This is a genomic window from Fibrobacter sp. UWR2 (genome assembly GCF_002210285.1).
Classification (GTDB): Bacteria; Fibrobacterota; Fibrobacteria; order Fibrobacterales; family Fibrobacteraceae; genus Fibrobacter.
Genome location: NZ_MWQE01000001.1, coordinates 543722 through 560231, shown reverse-complemented (window position 1 = coordinate 560231; position 16510 = coordinate 543722). Strand labels below are relative to the sequence as shown.

The following is a 16510-nucleotide window of genomic DNA, read 5'->3' as shown; positions in this document are numbered from 1 at the left end:
CGCCACAGAACCCCGGAACGAAGTGATAGTGTGAGTGTGTTCGGCATGCACGTAGCCAACATAATATAAAAGAAACCCGGTTTTTCGCCGGGTCCTTTTAAAGTTTGCTTGTCGCCTTACTTCTTGGTTGTACGGCGGTAGCCACGCGTCGTGGTAAGGGATGCTCTCTGGTACGGAGCGTCAACGAGCTGGAAGCCACCGTTACCCATGTAGGCACAGTACACATAGTGTTCCTTAATAATGGACACCTGGTAGATGTACGGGCCAGTAGCAATCTTGCGACCCTGCTGGGAAATCGGGTACATCTTGATCGTGACCATCATTTCACCAACACCAGTCACTTCTGCCGACTGACCAGTAGAAGCGTCAACACAAACGTTCGACGTTGCATTGGGGACAGTCTGGGCCTTCATCATAGTCTGGAACTTCGTCACATCGGTAACACCTTCCGTGTACTGGCCAATGAAGTGGCCGAGGTGGTCGAACACACGCACGTTAACCTGGAACGGCTGCGATGTACGGAACGAAATGCTAGAGCAGCTTTCGGTGCCAGCGGCATCGGCATAACAACGAGCGGAAACGGCGCCATTGGGATTGTCGTCATCAATCATCACACCCGGGAAAAGCCTGTCGCTCACACCGCCAGCAGGATGTCCATTTGCACCCGTTGCAGCAGCAGTGATGTCAGTCCAGTGATCTTTGAGCCAAGTATTCTGGTCACCGCCGTCAATGAATGCAGCCGGAAGCGGCGTAATCAGGAGTTCACCCGTAGAATTAGGTTCGAGGTCTCCGCCATTGCTGCTAGCCTTGTCGGTGAGAGTCTTGTTGTCGAATTCCGGACGCACAAGGGTCGTATCCTTCATCTCGATAACCGTCGTCGGGTTCACGAGCAATGTCGCCGTAGCCCATTCCGTCGGGAAGGCATCCACAACCTTGCCGGCCTTCGAGGTAATGTAGAAAGTCATCGACTGCGTCCAGACGTTGTAGGTTTCGCTCAGCGGATCCTGGTTCGGGTAGTTGAACGCAATCTGGTCACCCGACTGGATGGTAACTTCGTTACCCGCCTTGTCCTTCACGACACCCTGGATGTCGTAAACGATACCGTCGGCACCCTTGTCGATAACGAAGTGAATGTCCTTGACGTACAGGCCCAAAGTATCGTAGGCCAAGCAAGAAGACGACGCGATATCGAAGTTAGAGCAGTGAGTAACAACGAGGGACGGAACCGTTTCGCTCTGGCCTCCGGCCATCATAGCAGCCAAGGTCTCATCAGAGAGTTCGGTATTCAAGATAAGGCTTGTCGTCGCAACACCGTCGGTCACGGTCACTTCGGCACCGGTAACCGTCGGCTGACCATACTTGGTCGGGGCAATTTCAGCAAGGGACGTACGCATGTACATGTTGGAACCATCGGACTGACGGTCAGCATAGAAGAAGTGCAAGTGGTGCCAGGTGTTGTCGGCCCAAGAGCCATCAGGCTTCAACTGGCAGTTCTGGCCCGTCGCGGTCTGGTCGGAAAGCGGCGGAAGGCCATAGCCTGCAGCACCAAGCATCGGGTCGGTCGAGCAGCCGTGGCCATTCTTGGCAAGCACGGAAATATCCACACGGCCCGGAGTAGCAAGGTGAGTACCGCCGAGGTCCACCACCAGCACGCCGTCCACGAAGATCCACATGTCGTCGTCACCCGTGAACTCGAAGATTTCCGGATCAGGCTGGCCTGTGGTGGCATTGACCTGGTTCTTGGAATGGTACTTGAACTTGGCGTAGCCCATCATGGTGAAGCCGTAGTTGCGCAAGTGGCGAGCATCGACATCAGAGCCCATCTGGAATGCGTTCAGAGCGGCGTTCGGATCCCTCGGGCCACCGGCAGCGAGCCAACGCTGGCACAGGTTAAACGTGTTGGTACCCATCATGTCGGTCTGGGTAGAGTCGTATTCGTACTTGTACGGCGGGCAGAAGATGGAGTATGTCTGCGGGCCCCACTGGTCACACTGGTCCGTTGTACAGCCGCCATTCGCCTTGGTCGCCATGCCCGAACGGACCTGCGTCGTCGTATCAACGATATCGAGCGGGAAGTAACCACCGTTACTGTAGTTGTAGTCAATGGAATAGATGTTCTTCGAAGACGTACCCGTGTTTACTGCCGGGAGCACAAGAATCGTGTTACTGCGCTTGGCAAAACCGTTTCCATCGGAATACCACTGATCAAAGTAGGTGTTGTCGCACAAGTCCTGAGCCTTCAGGATATGCACACCATCAAGCATATCGATATCGCCAGTCGGGCCCCTATCGAAGGAGAGGTAAGACTGAACCATGCCCGGCGTGTAGTACACGGGGTTGGACCATGCAACGCCGCCATTGCCGCACTTGGTACCACTGACCATGCCGTCTATGTAAGTCTTGTAACCACGCTGGATACGGTTGTTAACCTTGTCCTTGCATTCACCGTACTGGAGGGTATCCTTGGTCGACACCATCTGCAGGTAAGAGGGCAAGAACATGTTCGCTACGTTGGGGTAGCCGTCCAGGCCAATCCAAGCACCGGCCTTGGAACGCTTGTTACCGCAGGAGTTATGCATCGAAGCCAGGTTCATCCAGTTGATGTCATAACCGGGCTTGCCGGTATTATAGATCAATTCGCCGCACAATCCGGTACCGGTAGCGCCATTATTCCTGCAATATCTACCACCGTCCTTGTCACCCGTACTAGCGAATTCTTCGGAGAAGTTTTCAAAGTCGGGATGGTTCACGGGGAAGTCGCGCACCACGATGTCGAGGTTAGCGGCCCCAGCCACATCGGCGTGTGCCGGTGCGATACAGACCAAACCAAAGGATACTGCCGTAAGAGCCAGTCCAGCTGCAATATTTTTTTTCATACGTTCCAATCTCCACCTACTCGAAAATAGGTCTACAATATACAACCCTAAATATAAACCAAAATCGTCGATATCAATACTTATATTTTTGTAAAATACCCCAAAACAGGGGTTTTTGCGGTTTCCCGTGACTCAAAACAAGGACTTTGGACCACCATGGTCGGTCAGACGTCTATATTTGGGGTATGAACTGGTCCATAATTTTCGCTATCGTCATCGCATTCATCCTCCTGCGCGTCCTTTACCTCCGCCTCAAGGCCAACAGCATGCACTCCGATTCCTTCAAGAACATGAACTCGAAGGACAAGCTCGCCGTACTCAAGGAGTGCCTCCTGAACAACCCCACCCGGACAAACCTTGCAAACCTCGCCGACTTCTTGAAATCGGAAGAGATCCCTGCCGACGTAGAAAGCTACAAGTCTTTCATGGACAAGCAGTTGCAGTTGACCCACAAAAAAAATGCCATCGCCGAGGACAACGAACTGTACGCCGCAGAGTCCGCCTGGATGGACCGCATAGCGCCGCTGGAGTTTGCCGAGGCAGAAAAGGCCAGAACGGAAGGAGACTCGGCTACCTTTATCGAACGCAGCCTGGAAGGCATTTCTCGCCTGTACTCCGACGAAGCCATCATTGCAGCGTTGGAGAAACTCTCCCCCCTCTACGGCAAGGCTTCGAAGCTGCAGGCCGACTACCGTGCGCTCATGGAAGCCCGCGACACAAGCGGTGCCGACGACAAGTCCCTCGAGGCCCTGCGCAAGAAGCGCGACGCCTGGATTGAAGACCTCCTCACCGTCGACCGATAACAGACAAACTAGCACTGCCGGTCTAGGCAACAAAAAAAATCCCCGCCCGAAGGCAGGGATTTTAAACTATCATCAGTGACTTTACTTAAAACCAGCGCCAGGTCAGGCCGAAGAGCACCATCGTCTTGTACTGAGCGTCAAGATCGAGGTCCTTATCGTAGGCCATGTCGAAGCCGACCTGGAGTTCCACATACGGGACGAGGGTCACAGCGAGGAGGTTTTCCCACTTGCCGTCAATCTCGTCGACACCCTTGAAGTTCACGAACGCCCACAGGCGGCTCTTGAAGGTCGCAAACTCGTTGTAAGAGTACTTGAATTCCGTGATGGATTCCAAGCCCGGTTCATCCTTGAACTTTTCGAACTTCTTGGTATCCTTGTCATCGGCAAAACCGTAGCCGTTGGAAATCGTCATGCGGTTAGCAAAACCGATACGCTGGCTGAACATTTCGTTCGGGATATAGGCGACACCGGCCACCTGAGTTTCGTAGGCGGGGTCCATGAAGCTGGAAACGGCCTTCTTCACTTCGTTGCCATCTTCGTCTTCGCTATAAGTGTAACCGGCGAGGAACTGGGTTTCGAAACGGTTACCGGCGTAAATCTTGAAGATGTCGGTCACGTTGAAGTCAACCATGGATTCCCAGAAGATCTTGTCGGCGCTCTTGCGCTGGCCGAGACCCTCAGTCCAGGTCTTGCCCACAGCAAGGTTCACGAGGTTGCGCCAGTTGGCCACCTTCCACTTGCCCTGCACATCGGCATCATAGGTGACCAACCAGGAGTAGTTGGACGTCCCATCCTGCTGCCAATTGCTGAAGTTGTAGTAGTTCCACTTGACAGCGGCGACTACGTCGGCAGTCCAGTTCGAGTCAAGAACGCTTGAGAACATGCCGCCTTCTGCCATAGCCGGGGCTGCAAAAGTGCAAGCGGCGACACAGGCTAAAAGAAGTTTTTTAATCTTCATATTGTTATCCTCGTTATGGCCCTGGTTTTTGCCTTCCTGGGCCGGTTTCTGATTTTAAAGATAGCACTTTTGCCCCTTTTGTAAACGGTATTGGCAAAACAGGCCCTAAAAAAGGCCTTTTTTTGTGGAAATACATGCGGTTTACTATAATTAGGCACATGTTCAGCACCTGCAAGAAAATTGTGGCCGCGCTCGGGATTGCGCTCTGTGTAACAGCCGCGCACGCCGAGTCCCCCTGGAGATTCCAGGCGGGCGTTTCGGCAGGCAGGCTCACGCCGGTAATGATCGAAACCGGTATCGGGTACAAGGCCGCGCTCCTACACGTAGGCGGATTCGGCTTCCACAATGACGCCAACGATTTCTGGTGTGGCGTGCGCGGAGGGCTCGACTGGACGTTCCTACGCCACCTGCCATTCCACATCGATGCAGGCATTGGCGCAGGCTATGAATACGCGCAAGCTCCCAACAAGATGCACCAGGCCGTAAACAAGGCGAACAAGGCGAAATACCTCTACCCCTACAACTACAAGGAAAGCCTAGACGTCTCCGCCGAAATGCGCATTCATTTGTTCGGGTTCTTCACCCAGATAGACATTCCCCTGTACAACTTCATGGAACATGATGCTCCTGATATGCTCTGGCGCATCGGGTACCTGGTAGAATTCTAGCGAATGTGTAATGTGAGATGTGGAATGTAAAATGAAAAATCCCTCGGGTGCGCAAGGCAAACCGAGAGATTTTTTGACAATTGTCTTTACCGACTACTTTTTCGGGAGCTTGACTTCCTTGCCGAAGTCGACATTCGTCTTGTTGCCGAGCAACAGGGCGCGAGTCTTGAGCGGGAGGCCATAGCAGCGGATGAAGCCCGTGGCGTCCTTCTGGTCGTACATGTCAACGTCGGTGAATCCACCGAGGCCCATGTCGTAGAGGCTGTAGGGGCTCTTGATGCCGGCCGGAATGATGTTGCCCTTGTAGAGCTTGAGCGTCACTTCACCGGTCACAACAGAGTTGACTTCGTTGAAGAAGGCGTCCATAGCCTGGCGGAGCGGAGTGAACCACTGGCCATTGTACACGAGGTTCGCGTACGTCATGGACATCTTCTGGGCTTCGAACAAAGTTTCCTTGTCGAGCACGAGCTGCTGCAGGCATTCGTGAGCCTTGTACAGGAGCGTGCCACCCGGAGTTTCGTACACGCCGCGGCTCTTGAGGCCGACGAGGCGGTTTTCAACGATGTCGAGGAGGCCGCAAGCGTTCTTGCCGCCAATCTTGTTCAGGTATTCGAGGAGTTCGACAGCGCCCATCTTCTTGCCGTCGATAGCCACCGGATTACCCTTTTCGAAGGTAATCGTCACGTGGTCGGCCTTGTTCGGGGCCTTCTCATACGTGGCGGTGTGCTTGAGGAATTCGTACTTGTGTTCCTGTTCCGGGAATTCCAGGACACCACCTTCGTGAGAGAGGTGCCACAGGTTGCCGTCTTCGGAGTAGATCTTCTTCTTGCTGATGCCGTTGAGCGGAATCTTGTGGGCGGCAGCGTAGTCGATAGCGTCTTCGCGGCTATGGAACGTCCACTTCGGGTCCTTCCACGGAGCGATAATCTGGAGCTTCGGATTGAGGGCGGCGTAGGTCAGTTCGAAACGGACCTGGTCGTTACCCTTACCGGTAGCACCGTGAGCCACGGCGTAAGCACCTTCCTTCTCGGCAATCTTCACCTGGTACTTGGCGATGAGCGGACGGGCAAAAGAAGTACCTAGGAGGTACGTGCCTTCGTACTTGGCACCGGCGCGGACGGTCGGCCAAACGTAGTCTTCGAGGAATTCCTTCTTGAGGTCGAGAACGTAGCACTTGCTGGCGCCAGTCTTGAGGGCCTTGTCTTCGAGGGCCTTGGCATCCGGGAAGTCGTTCTGACCGAGGTCGGCGGCGAAAGCGATCACTTCGCAGTCGTAGTTTTCCTTGAGCCAGGGGATGATGATGCTGGTATCGAGTCCACCGCTATAGGCGAGGACCACTTTTTTCTTGGATTCTTTCTTAGCCATTTTGAATGTCCTTTAGGAAAATTTTAGACGAACCAAATATAGAATTAAAAACCAATCGTGGTGCCAAGGTACACCGACATCGCCCAGGAATCCACGGACCTATTAAAATACCGCTGGAAACCGGATTCGACCGAGACCCAGGAAGCGGAGAGGTTTCGGTTGGCCCACCGCCACACTTGGCGAAGATTAAAAGCTATTCCCGGCGAGAGCGTGAGCATCTGCGCACCGCCGAAATTGTATTCGTACAAGACACTGCCCGTCAAACCGAAATACTTGGAGATATTCACGCCGGCACCGAAATCGACACCTATAGAAAGCCCGTCGAGCGAGAACATCTTCTCGCAATCTTCGACCTCCCGGACAGTATCCTTTGGTGCAAGCGGAATCCACCACTCATCGTCGCGATTGTGCCATTCCTCGCGGAAATCCTCAAGGTCGGTAGACTCGAACCCGATTATCGGACTGACGTACCAAGACCAGCGCTCGCGAGGGAATAGGAAACGGACATTCGCCCTGTAGCGCTGGTAGCGCAACATCATGTCGGTATCGAGGTCTCCTCCAAAAAAACGCACATCGAACCCGGCACTAATCCAGTCGCTATAGAAATATTCTATCTGTCCCTGCCACACGCCCAGGCAGTCGCATTCCTTTGTCGGGTTGAAAACGCCCGCCGCAAGGCCGACCAGCAACCCGTAGCCCGTATATGCCGACTGGCGCGGAAGAGGAATGCTGTTGCCTTTGTGCCTGGAGGAATCCTTTGCCGTAGAATCCTTTGCAAGAGTGTCCGCAACAGCAACCTGTTCAACACCCGCAGAATCCTGCGCAGCAACAACAGAATCGGCCACAACGGAGGAATCCTCCGCAGCCTCGGCCGCGAAGGCACTCATAACAAGCAGGAATATCGCCAAGAATATTCGCACACCCATAAATTAAAAAAAGAATGAGGCTTTGGTGCCGCTAAAGCGCCTTTTTCTATATTTGACGCATGTCTTTTGTTCAAGAACTCAAAAAAAAGGTTATTGACGGTTACGAAATCAACCGCGAAGAGGCTGTCCGCCTGCTGGAAGCCGACCTCGACGAACTTACGAAAGCAGCAAACGAAATCCGCGAAAAGTTCCACGGCAACGATTTCGACTTCTGCTCCATCGTGAACGCCCGCAGCGGGCGCTGCTCCGAAAACTGCAAGTACTGCGCCCAGAGCAGCTACTACCACACCGGCGCACCGGAATACAAGCTCCTCAGCGCCGACGAAATCGTCGAAGACGCCAAGAAGAAAGAAGCCGCAGGAATCCCGCGCTATTCCATCGTGACCTCGGGACGCACGCTCTCGAACCGCGACGTGGAACAGATTAGTGAAGCCATTCGCCGTCTCAAAAAGGAGACAAAACTTTCCGTATGCCTTTCGGCAGGGCTCCTGAACCGTGAGCAGTTCGACAAGCTGAAAGAAGCCGGACTCACCCGCTTCCACAACAACCTGGAAACTTACCGCAGGCACTTCCCAGACGTGTGCACCACGCACACCTACGACGACAAGATTGGCGCATTGCAAAACGCGCTCGCCGCAGGGCTCGAGATTTGCAGCGGAGGCATCATGGGGCTCGGCGAGACGATGGAGGACCGCATCGACATGTGCCTCGACCTGCGCAAACTCGGAGTAAAATCCACGCCTGTGAACGTGCTGAACGCAATTCCCGGCACGCCGTACGAGAACTTGCCCAAACTCACGAATGACGAATTCTGTCGCATCGTGGCGATTTACCGTTTTATCAACCCGAAAGCGTTCATCCGCCTCGCGGGCGGACGCGGCGTACTTGGTGACGACGGTAAGCGCGCATTCCAGAGCGGCGCAAACGCCGCCATCACCGACGACATGCTCACCACAGCAGGCGTCAACAGCTGCAAGGATTTCGAGCTCGTAAAGGGGCTCGGATTTACGCCGCACGGTTTTCTGAACTAGCAGTACATTCCTTAGGCCCCAAAAGGGCCTATATGAAACGCCCTTTTTCTTTTTGGTACAAAAGAACACCCTTTCCCGTAAAAAAGGGGTTGTTTTTGCGTTTTAAAAAGATATATTGCATAATGCATGAATTTGTTCAAAAACAGTTCAAAGAAGGAATGCTAAAATGAAAGGACTTCAACTCTGCCTATTATCCCTCGCCCTGTTTTTTACAGCCTGCTCCGTCGACCTCGACTTCGTCAGCGAGGAGGCTGATGGAAATTGGGCAGAAATGAACCTGAACAAAAAAGAAGTCCACTTCGACCTCAAGGGCGGCTTAGAAACCATTTATGTCAAAAATTACAACTCGTGGTGGATCAATTCGGCATGCAACGAAAAGTGTGCCGACTCCAATTACATTCTTCCCGTTTCCCTTGATTCAGGACTTACCAACAACAGGTTCATCAGTGGAGGCTGGTGGAATGCCGAGGTTCCGAAGGGCAAGTCAAACACTCTCAACATTACAGTAAACGCCGCCGAGACATGCCTATCCGAAGACTGCGGCAAAGAAGTTTTCCCGAGAAAGGCCATTATCATCATGACCGCAGGCGATATATTCGAAAGCATTACTATCTATCAGGAATAGTTGCCTTTTTTTAATTACATTTCACAGCAATGGGTCTGTCTTCAAAAATCGCAAGCCTAATGCTTTTGCCGTTCTGCGCAGGGTTGCTCTGCTGCACCTTTCCCGAACGCACGGGTTACGACCGCAACATCGGCGACTACAAACCCATTCACGCAACTGAGCAGGTTACAGAAGTTCCGGCACAAGAAACGCACAAGGCGGAAGATACCGCAGCAAAACCGGATTCCACGGCTAGCGAACCCAAGCCGAAGCACATGAATTCTGCCGACAAGGCGAGAGCCGCGGCGAACAGGAAAGAAGCGGAAAAGGCCGCACAAAGGGCGCTCCCGACACCGGACTTCGAAACCTACGCCAAAGGATGGCTCGGTGCAAAATACGTGTACGGCGCGGCAAGCAAGACCCAGACAGACTGCTCCGGGTTTGTGATGCAGGTATTCAAGGGCTACTACAATATCGCACTAGACCACAGTGCGGCAAGGATGTACAAGGACCCCCGCGGGAAAAGTGTAGGCCGCGGCAGCCTGCGCGAAGGCGACCTGCTTTTCTTCGGAAGCTTCTGGAACATCAGCCATGTAGGCATCTACCTGAGCGGCGACAGGTTCATCCACGCAAGTTCCAGCAGAGGCGTCGTCATCTCGAACCTGAACGAGAAATATTACAAGAACAAGTATCAGGGCGCGAGAAGGTTCCGCTAGCAATCGCGCCATATGGAAAAAGCCCGCCCCGAAAGGCAGGCTTTTCTACACTTTGGATTATCTTCTCCTAGCACGCTTAAAGCCGAACGTTTTCGTCTTGTCGTCCGTTATCATGTGAGTGTCCTGCGTTTTCAGGTTCACCTCGCGGGCCTTGAACTTAAACTTCGCTATATATGCTCCTGTTCCGACCTTCTTGCCCGCCTTGGACTTGGGCGCCTCACCATCGTGGGCAAGCCATTCCAGATGCAGGTGGATGACTCCATCCGACGAAATGATTTCCCGTACCGTCTCCGCATCGATATTGACATGCAGCGTATTGATATACTGGCCTAGGTTGTCATAGACATCGACGCTGAAAGACACCTTGACGGCGAACATGGCTGTCCCGCCCCCGTTGGCGGTATCCGTCATTAGCGCCAGCGGCAACGTGATATCGATATTGAACACAGGGCCAGAATGCCTGTAGTTCAGCGAATCGACATCCATGCCAGGAACTAGCGAGTTGTCCACAAGACTCGTCAACCGTTCCTGTCCATCCTTCACCACGCTGATACGGAAGTATTCGTCAGCATCGGGCTGGAACATACCATAGCCGGAAGCATCCCCAGAGGCACCGGTAACGCCCTTTTCCAGGGTGACCACGAACTTCGTCTTGCCTGTCGCACCCGTAACCATGCGCCATGGGTTCTGCGCCGTCGGAGCATTGCCCGTCACATCCCTGTAGCGGCTTGCAAGTACCGGCAGGCGAATAGAATCGCCGGCACGGATGGCATCGTCAGCATCAGCCTTATAGGTGAACAACTGTCTTGCGCCACTCTGGCGGACCGATCGTGCACTACGCAGGAACACTCCCGCCACACCACCACGTTCGCGCTCGACATACTCAAGCTGTTCGTTATCCAGAAGAGCCAACGGTTCAGACGCAGTAACGGTAAGATTCAGATACTCGCCGGCAGAATCAGCCTTGCCCCCCATAAGCACCGGCGGGCACTTGTCCACCACATAATAGAACCTATCGAAGAATCCTCCTTCGGGGCCAAGCCTCGGTGTAACACGCCCGTATCCATCGTACGCACCGCTGGTAAGCCCTTCCCCGAATCCGTTCGACGGATTCATTCCGATGGTCACGATGCTGAACGTATCTACAGCCGTAACCTTCGTGGTAGAATCAATCCACTTGTCGTAAGGAGCGGAAAGGGAATCCCTGATGGTCCAGGAATTGTCCTTCGGGACAATCTTCCCCGAACTGGTATCCGCCTCCGTGACAAAACTCTTCTCGACGGCATTCATGCCCCAGTCCACAACAAAACTATCGAGCATGTCCCTAGGACGCAGGCGCTTCTCGAAAAGCATGTAGAATTCATCGGCATATCCGTCGCCTTCGAAATCACGCATCTCTGCAAGTTTCACCGGAACAGGTCTCGGCGTCTCGGCAACACGCACCACCTTGCATGCTGCCGCAGGGTCCAGCGCATTCATGGCATTGTCCATCACTCCGAACCCGGCCTTGACCGTCGCCTTGCCACCCAGCGGGATAACGGCTCCATTATCGTTGTCCGTTACCACATACAGCCAGCTCTTCCCATTCGTGGTTGTGGTCGCCTTGCCCACGACATTCAGCGACACACCCGCAGGGGCGCCCGCAATCTCAAGCGGCCATGTGGTAAGCGACTGCAGTTCAACCGGCTCGTTGAAAGCGACCATCACCGTGTCCTGCTCCACCTCGTGGCCAGGATTCTCGAGGATAGTGACACTCAGGAGTTGCGGAGCAATACCGTCCGTAATCTTGACCTTCTCTTCGACTACTTCACCGCCATTCTTGAGGAACACTACGGCAGCACCGCCCGGGCTTGCCGTCTTTGCGATTCCGAGACTTGCACCTAGTGGAACCGTTACCTCGGAAAGGCCCGTCACAGGCTGAGGAACGTCAATCAACGCCGTATCCGCCATTCCATCCACAAGCACCTTCATCTGCGTAAACGAATAGTTTTCATCAAGGACGTTGCTGAAGTACACGACAAGCTTGTCCGCCCTGTCGTCGCAATCGGAATCCATGGCGACGACCTTCTGCGGAGTCGGGTAGTTTGATTCGGCAAAGAACGCCGTAATCCGGCTATAGTCCTCGTCATCGTCCGGATCCTGGTACTCTACATAAATGGTATCGCCGGCAAAGAACGTTATCTCGTCAGAGCCATGGCTCCCCTTCACCGTAGGCACCGCCACAATCGGGTTCTTGCTGCGGAAGAGACCTTCCCCGATCGATTCCATCACGACCTTCAGCGTATCCTGCTTTTTGCCGTTGATTACGTTTACTGTGATTGTACTCGACGTATTCGCCTTGTCCTTATCATTCAAGTAGACATAGAACTTCTGCCTCGCCTCGGGGTCCACAACACCGTTGTTGCCGACAGGCCCACCGGCAATATCCTTCACCGTGAGCACACCCTCCGTCATATTCGGGCGGTTGAAGCGCACGTAATAACTGCGGTTTTCAAAAGCGCAGCCGCCATTCTCGGCGCATTCAGCACATTCGGGGTTGGGGCCGGCAAATACAGTTATGTCAATTTTGTTGCTACCCACATTCATGCGCACGGGGATATCCAAATCCCAAAGGTCCGTGGCAAGATTGTAATGCGCGATGATTTTACCATCGTGCAAGAGGTAGCTTTCGTTATCCTGGAGCATGTATTCCGTTTCAAGCTTCACGCCGTTTGCCCAGATTTGCGTGATGTAGCCGTTCTCGGTAATATGGGCGTGGCCCTTCACATTCACTGTCTTGCTCGTCTGGTCAATTTCTACGTAACTGCCGTTGGACACATTGAACGGAGCATCCAAAGTAACTTCCAGCTTGTAGTTGGCCTTCTTGGTCGACATTTCCGATTTAGATGGGCTATACCCCCACACGAATTCGTCCTTGCGGTAAACGGAAACGTAGGGATTTATAGGAGCAAGATCATCGTCACCAAAATTCTTGGGCAGGCACGGTATACCTTCAAAATCGGCATAATCGCCGTTCGCCTTGCTGTGCGGCATCCAGCTCCAGTCACCCGGATTCTGCGGCAGATGATCACCCGCCTGGGATTCCCAGGTCCCGTTATCGTTACAGTAGAACCGCTTCTTGGGCGTATCGTTCATCAGGTCCAGATGCGGTTCCCATTCGCTGCGCCTGTCGAACACCACATCGATTCTCATACGGCTTGATGACTTGATGACGGTCGAGCCAAGCGGAATCGGGAAATACCATTGCCACGTACCGTCCGTCGGGTCATAAGTATCCTCAATCTTCTTCGGGAACGTCACACGGAAAAGCCCATCCAATTCAGCCTGGGTTTCCGGAGAACAGGGCAAATTAAAGGCAGCTTCGCTGTAGGCCTGGCAAATATCGCGCCTGATTCCGACATCGTAATAGATTTCATCGGTACCGCGCATGTAGAGGCGAAGGGTCAGGCTGTCAAACGGGCGTTCCTCGTTATTGATGACATTGATTTCTAGCGCAGGCATCGGGTCCCACACGTACTGGGACATGCGAACAGCAAAGTCGTACTGTGTCACGGGCGTCGTGAACTTCAAGATACTGCCAGAAGAATCAGTATTCGTATAAGCACCGTTGCTTTCCACAGCATAGTAGTATGTGGTCCTTTCCTTGAGTCCACCGATCTTTACATAATGGAACTTGGTCGGCACGCCAGAAACATCCGCATTGCCCGCTCCAGTATTGTGGGCAAATTCGTTCGGATTCGTATGCGGAACCGTATCCCAGTACACCTTGGATTCGTATTCGCCGTTTGGAGTGTACCACATGATTTCGGCACTGTCTGCACTCAGGTTACACACCGTAACATTCTGGATATCCGCATTCTCGACCATGTTTAGCGTAGTAAAACTGAAGGGAGTCTGCAGGCTATCCACCAGCCACTTTTTCGAGGTATTTCCACTTCTCGGGTTCGTCGATATCGCATAGAAATAGTAAGTCGTTCCCGGCAACAAATCGCGCAAGACAATCTGGTGATTGTTCGACGGCGTCTCGGAAGAAACAATCGTAGGTTGAGCAACGTTATCTGCAGTATCAAGCGCAATATAGGCATATCCGTTCAGGTCGAGTTTTACAACAACGATAGCCGAGTCCATGCTCACGTGACGTATTTCCACCTTCATCGACGGCGCGCGATTGAGGTCCTCCGACTTGGACAGAATGACCGTAGCCGGCAAAAAGTTCGAAACGGCATCGATACAGGTATTTTCCGTCAGGTGATAGTCATCGAAGTGGACTGACAAGTCATCCATTCCCGTTCCATGCTTCGCCGGACCCAAGCCACCCACCGGCGGGCGGTACTTGTACGTATCCGTAAATCCGGCGACATTTTTCCCCTCCGGGTTGGAACCGCGGTGATGCGGATGCGAATGGTTCTTGTCACCCACGCCATAAACAAGGGAAACATCCCACGGGTTCATGCCAAGGAAGTAATTCATGTGCGAAACGGCGAGATTCAGAATTTCTTCCGATTTCCAATCCTGGAAAGTCCCGGTCTGAGGCATGATGACATTTTCCAAATCCTTCGTCACGTCGTAATACGCCAACAGTTCAAAGATATTGGAAGCTTCGTATTTTGTCCACCACTGCTCAGGATTTACGGAGTTTGTCAATCCCCAAACCGAATCGTAAGTCACCGTGGCCCCGACCCAACTGGCTTGCCCCGAAGGAAGCAGAATTTTTTGCGATCCACCCGACATGACTGCACCAAGATTTGCCGCCATGGTAAAGGCGACATCCTCGACGTAAATCATTCTCTGTTCGTCCGAAAGGCCATAGGATTCAGCCTTTTCGCGGGTTTCCAGAATCAGTTTATAGAAAGCATAAAGAGCGCTCGTGAAAAGGCTCGCCCAGTCGGATGCCGTAGTCCCTTTAAGGAAAGAAGCCTCTTCATAAGCGAACCATCCGCCATTGAACATACCGGCGCCCTTCTTGTCGGCATTGGCAAAGTCCTTCTTCGTCTGCCCACTCGCCATGGAAGATTCCTCCACGGCATCGTTCAGGTACTTCTTCTCGCCAGTCGCATAGAAAAGAGCTATTGCTGCCAAGCCCATTTCATCATAGAACTTGGTCGCGCCGCTATAAGCCATCGTACTTGCGTTACCCTTTTTTGACTTGCCGTATTCATAAAGTTCCCTCGCCACCTTCAGGCACTTCTGCGCAAATGCGGTATCCGGAACAAGCAGGGATGTCGTATCGGAAAACCGCTTGGCCAACAGGGCCAAACCCGCAGCAAAGTTGCCTCCGGCAGAACTCGCGAGTTCCGCTTTTGAATCAGGATGATCATCACTTCTCAGAATTCTGCTCGTAGGCCCGCCCCTATCTTCGAGAGTTCCGTCCTGAGCCTGGGGAGGCCCCCACCATCCATGATCCGCGCCGATACGGCCAACAGAGACCGGCATCGCAGAAATTACACCATTTGCAGCATCGTAAGCCTTCAACACATATTCGGCACCAAACCTCGCTTCCCTGAGAATATCCGGCACACCGTCGGTATTCTCCGTTTCGCCCTGGTTAAACGCATAGTTGTCCTGATCACGTTCCGCATAGACGGCATCCATAAGCGCAAGCTGGACAAAACTATAGGCAATCGTCTGGCTTTCCTTAAGGTGGTCGCCACAATCGTACCAACCGCCCGTCATATCCACGTTGGCAAGCGAGCCGTCTTTCAAGTGGCTCGGCTCATGGAACCACGATTCGGAATTGCCACTGCGATTCACTCCATAGAACTTGAGCACGGCATCGCGCAGCATGGAATACACCCTGTCGCTGATGATAAACGTAGACGAATACTCATCCCCCACCTTGATACGGAGGCGTTCATTTTCAGGCAGACCATCGGGGAGCTGACCCTTCTTGAGAGCCCCCGAAGGGCCAGTACCGGAAACCGTATAGCGGGTGTCGCCGCCCGTCGTTATTTGGGCGTTATTCGAAGCCCTGATAGTCAGGGATGACGAGACGCTGCTGGCGAGCGTCTCTGAAAAATTTCCCTGTCCCACGACATCGCCAGCCGCATTGACCACCTGGAAACTCGTAGCCGAGCCGACGTAATAGACCGACTTGTTGACATCTTGCGGGCGATAGCCGGCCTGGTTGACGCGTATGGGCGAAATATCCACCAGCATGGCATCGATAAACGCCTGGTTCAGCGTATCCGGAATCATCTCGTTAGGCGCATACGCCGCCGGAGTGTTAATATCTGGCAGAGAGTTACGCTTGGGGCCGGCAACGAAACGGTTAGAGAATACGGTACTGTCCCACGAAAGTGGCCATACCGGCCGTATTAAGTCATATGGTGTCGGCTGCTCCTGCATTGCCGCCGTGGCCACAACCACGAACAACAAAAATGGCAAAAGACCATTCTTTAAGGACATAAGTCCCCTCCTATTTTTTCCCAACAACATAAATTTATCTCTAAAAAAGCGAAACCATACCGATATATTTTTTTCGTAACAAAAAAGTGTTCTCCAAAAGTTCTCACACTCATTTACCCCCTCTTTTTCACCTTGATAACCATTCTATAAAACGCCAT

The 16510-nt window shown here is 53.1% G+C and carries 10 protein-coding genes; 5 read left to right on the top strand and 5 right to left on the bottom strand.

Features of this window, described 5'->3' with window-relative positions:
- Nucleotides 1-116: 116 nt before the first annotated feature.
- Nucleotides 117-2876 carry a fibro-slime domain-containing protein gene (locus B7994_RS02215; RefSeq protein ID WP_088636833.1) on the bottom strand — a complete coding sequence of 920 codons (2760 nt, stop codon included), beginning with the start codon at nucleotides 2874-2876 and terminating at the stop codon, nucleotides 117-119.
- A gap of 185 nt (nucleotides 2877-3061) precedes the next feature.
- Between B7994_RS02215 and B7994_RS02210 the strand changes: the two genes are divergently transcribed.
- Complete coding sequence (locus B7994_RS02210) at nucleotides 3062-3679, top strand: hypothetical protein (RefSeq protein ID WP_088636832.1); 618 nt, start codon at nucleotides 3062-3064, stop codon at nucleotides 3677-3679.
- Nucleotides 3680-3764: 85 nt separating this feature from the next.
- Here the strand turns inward: B7994_RS02210 and B7994_RS02205 are convergent, their stop codons facing one another.
- Nucleotides 3765-4637 (bottom strand): DUF3078 domain-containing protein, encoded by an 873-nt coding sequence (locus B7994_RS02205; RefSeq protein WP_088636831.1) that lies wholly within the window; start codon nucleotides 4635-4637, stop codon nucleotides 3765-3767.
- Nucleotides 4638-4771: 134 nt separating this feature from the next.
- Here B7994_RS02205 and B7994_RS02200 point away from each other — a divergent pair, with 134 nt between their 5' ends.
- Nucleotides 4772-5305 (top strand): hypothetical protein, encoded by a 534-nt coding sequence (locus B7994_RS02200; RefSeq protein WP_144063711.1) that lies wholly within the window; start codon nucleotides 4772-4774, stop codon nucleotides 5303-5305.
- Nucleotides 5306-5398: 93 nt separating this feature from the next.
- Here the strand turns inward: B7994_RS02200 and B7994_RS02195 are convergent, their stop codons facing one another.
- Both B7994_RS02195 and B7994_RS02190 read right to left on the bottom strand, forming a co-directional pair.
- The gene (locus B7994_RS02195; RefSeq protein ID WP_088636829.1) at nucleotides 5399-6670 is read right to left on the bottom strand and encodes an argininosuccinate synthase; all 1272 of its coding nucleotides are present in this window, start codon (nucleotides 6668-6670) and stop codon (nucleotides 5399-5401) included.
- 44 nt (nucleotides 6671-6714) lie between these two features.
- Nucleotides 6715-7557: a hypothetical protein gene (locus B7994_RS02190; protein WP_144063710.1), complete on the bottom strand. Its 843-nt coding sequence runs from the start codon at nucleotides 7555-7557 to the stop codon at nucleotides 6715-6717.
- A 98-nt stretch (nucleotides 7558-7655) separates the two neighbouring features.
- Between B7994_RS02190 and bioB the strand changes: the two genes are divergently transcribed.
- From bioB to B7994_RS02175, 3 genes are all read left to right on the top strand, one after another.
- Nucleotides 7656-8627: a biotin synthase BioB gene (gene bioB / locus B7994_RS02185; RefSeq protein ID WP_088636827.1), complete on the top strand. Its 972-nt coding sequence runs from the start codon at nucleotides 7656-7658 to the stop codon at nucleotides 8625-8627.
- A 166-nt stretch (nucleotides 8628-8793) separates the two neighbouring features.
- Nucleotides 8794-9252: a hypothetical protein gene (locus B7994_RS02180; RefSeq protein WP_088636826.1), complete on the top strand. Its 459-nt coding sequence runs from the start codon at nucleotides 8794-8796 to the stop codon at nucleotides 9250-9252.
- Nucleotides 9253-9281: 29 nt separating this feature from the next.
- A complete protein-coding gene (locus tag B7994_RS02175) occupies nucleotides 9282-9947 on the top strand; it encodes a C40 family peptidase (protein ID WP_233142946.1) in 666 nt (221 codons plus the stop codon).
- A gap of 57 nt (nucleotides 9948-10004) precedes the next feature.
- Here B7994_RS02175 and B7994_RS02170 read toward each other — a convergent pair whose 3' ends face one another.
- Nucleotides 10005-16352: a glycoside hydrolase family 9 protein gene (locus tag B7994_RS02170; protein ID WP_158213044.1), complete on the bottom strand. Its 6348-nt coding sequence runs from the start codon at nucleotides 16350-16352 to the stop codon at nucleotides 10005-10007.
- Nucleotides 16353-16510: the final 158 nt, after the last annotated feature.

Coding starts and splice junctions, on each gene's coding strand:
- B7994_RS02170 (WP_158213044.1), bottom strand. CDS start 16,352: ATGTCCTTAAAGAATGGTCTTTTGCCATTTTTGTTGTTCGTGGTTGTG.
- B7994_RS02190 (WP_144063710.1), bottom strand. CDS start 7,557: ATGAGTGCCTTCGCGGCCGAGGCTGCGGAGGATTCCTCCGTTGTGGCC.
- bioB (WP_088636827.1), top strand. CDS start 7,656: ATGTCTTTTGTTCAAGAACTCAAAAAAAAGGTTATTGACGGTTACGAA.
- B7994_RS02195 (WP_088636829.1), bottom strand. CDS start 6,670: ATGGCTAAGAAAGAATCCAAGAAAAAAGTGGTCCTCGCCTATAGCGGT.
- B7994_RS02200 (WP_144063711.1), top strand. CDS start 4,772: ATGCGGTTTACTATAATTAGGCACATGTTCAGCACCTGCAAGAAAATT.
- B7994_RS02210 (WP_088636832.1), top strand. CDS start 3,062: ATGAACTGGTCCATAATTTTCGCTATCGTCATCGCATTCATCCTCCTG.
- B7994_RS02175 (WP_233142946.1), top strand. CDS start 9,282: ATGGGTCTGTCTTCAAAAATCGCAAGCCTAATGCTTTTGCCGTTCTGC.
- B7994_RS02215 (WP_088636833.1), bottom strand. CDS start 2,876: ATGAAAAAAAATATTGCAGCTGGACTGGCTCTTACGGCAGTATCCTTT.
- B7994_RS02180 (WP_088636826.1), top strand. CDS start 8,794: ATGAAAGGACTTCAACTCTGCCTATTATCCCTCGCCCTGTTTTTTACA.
- B7994_RS02205 (WP_088636831.1), bottom strand. CDS start 4,637: ATGAAGATTAAAAAACTTCTTTTAGCCTGTGTCGCCGCTTGCACTTTT.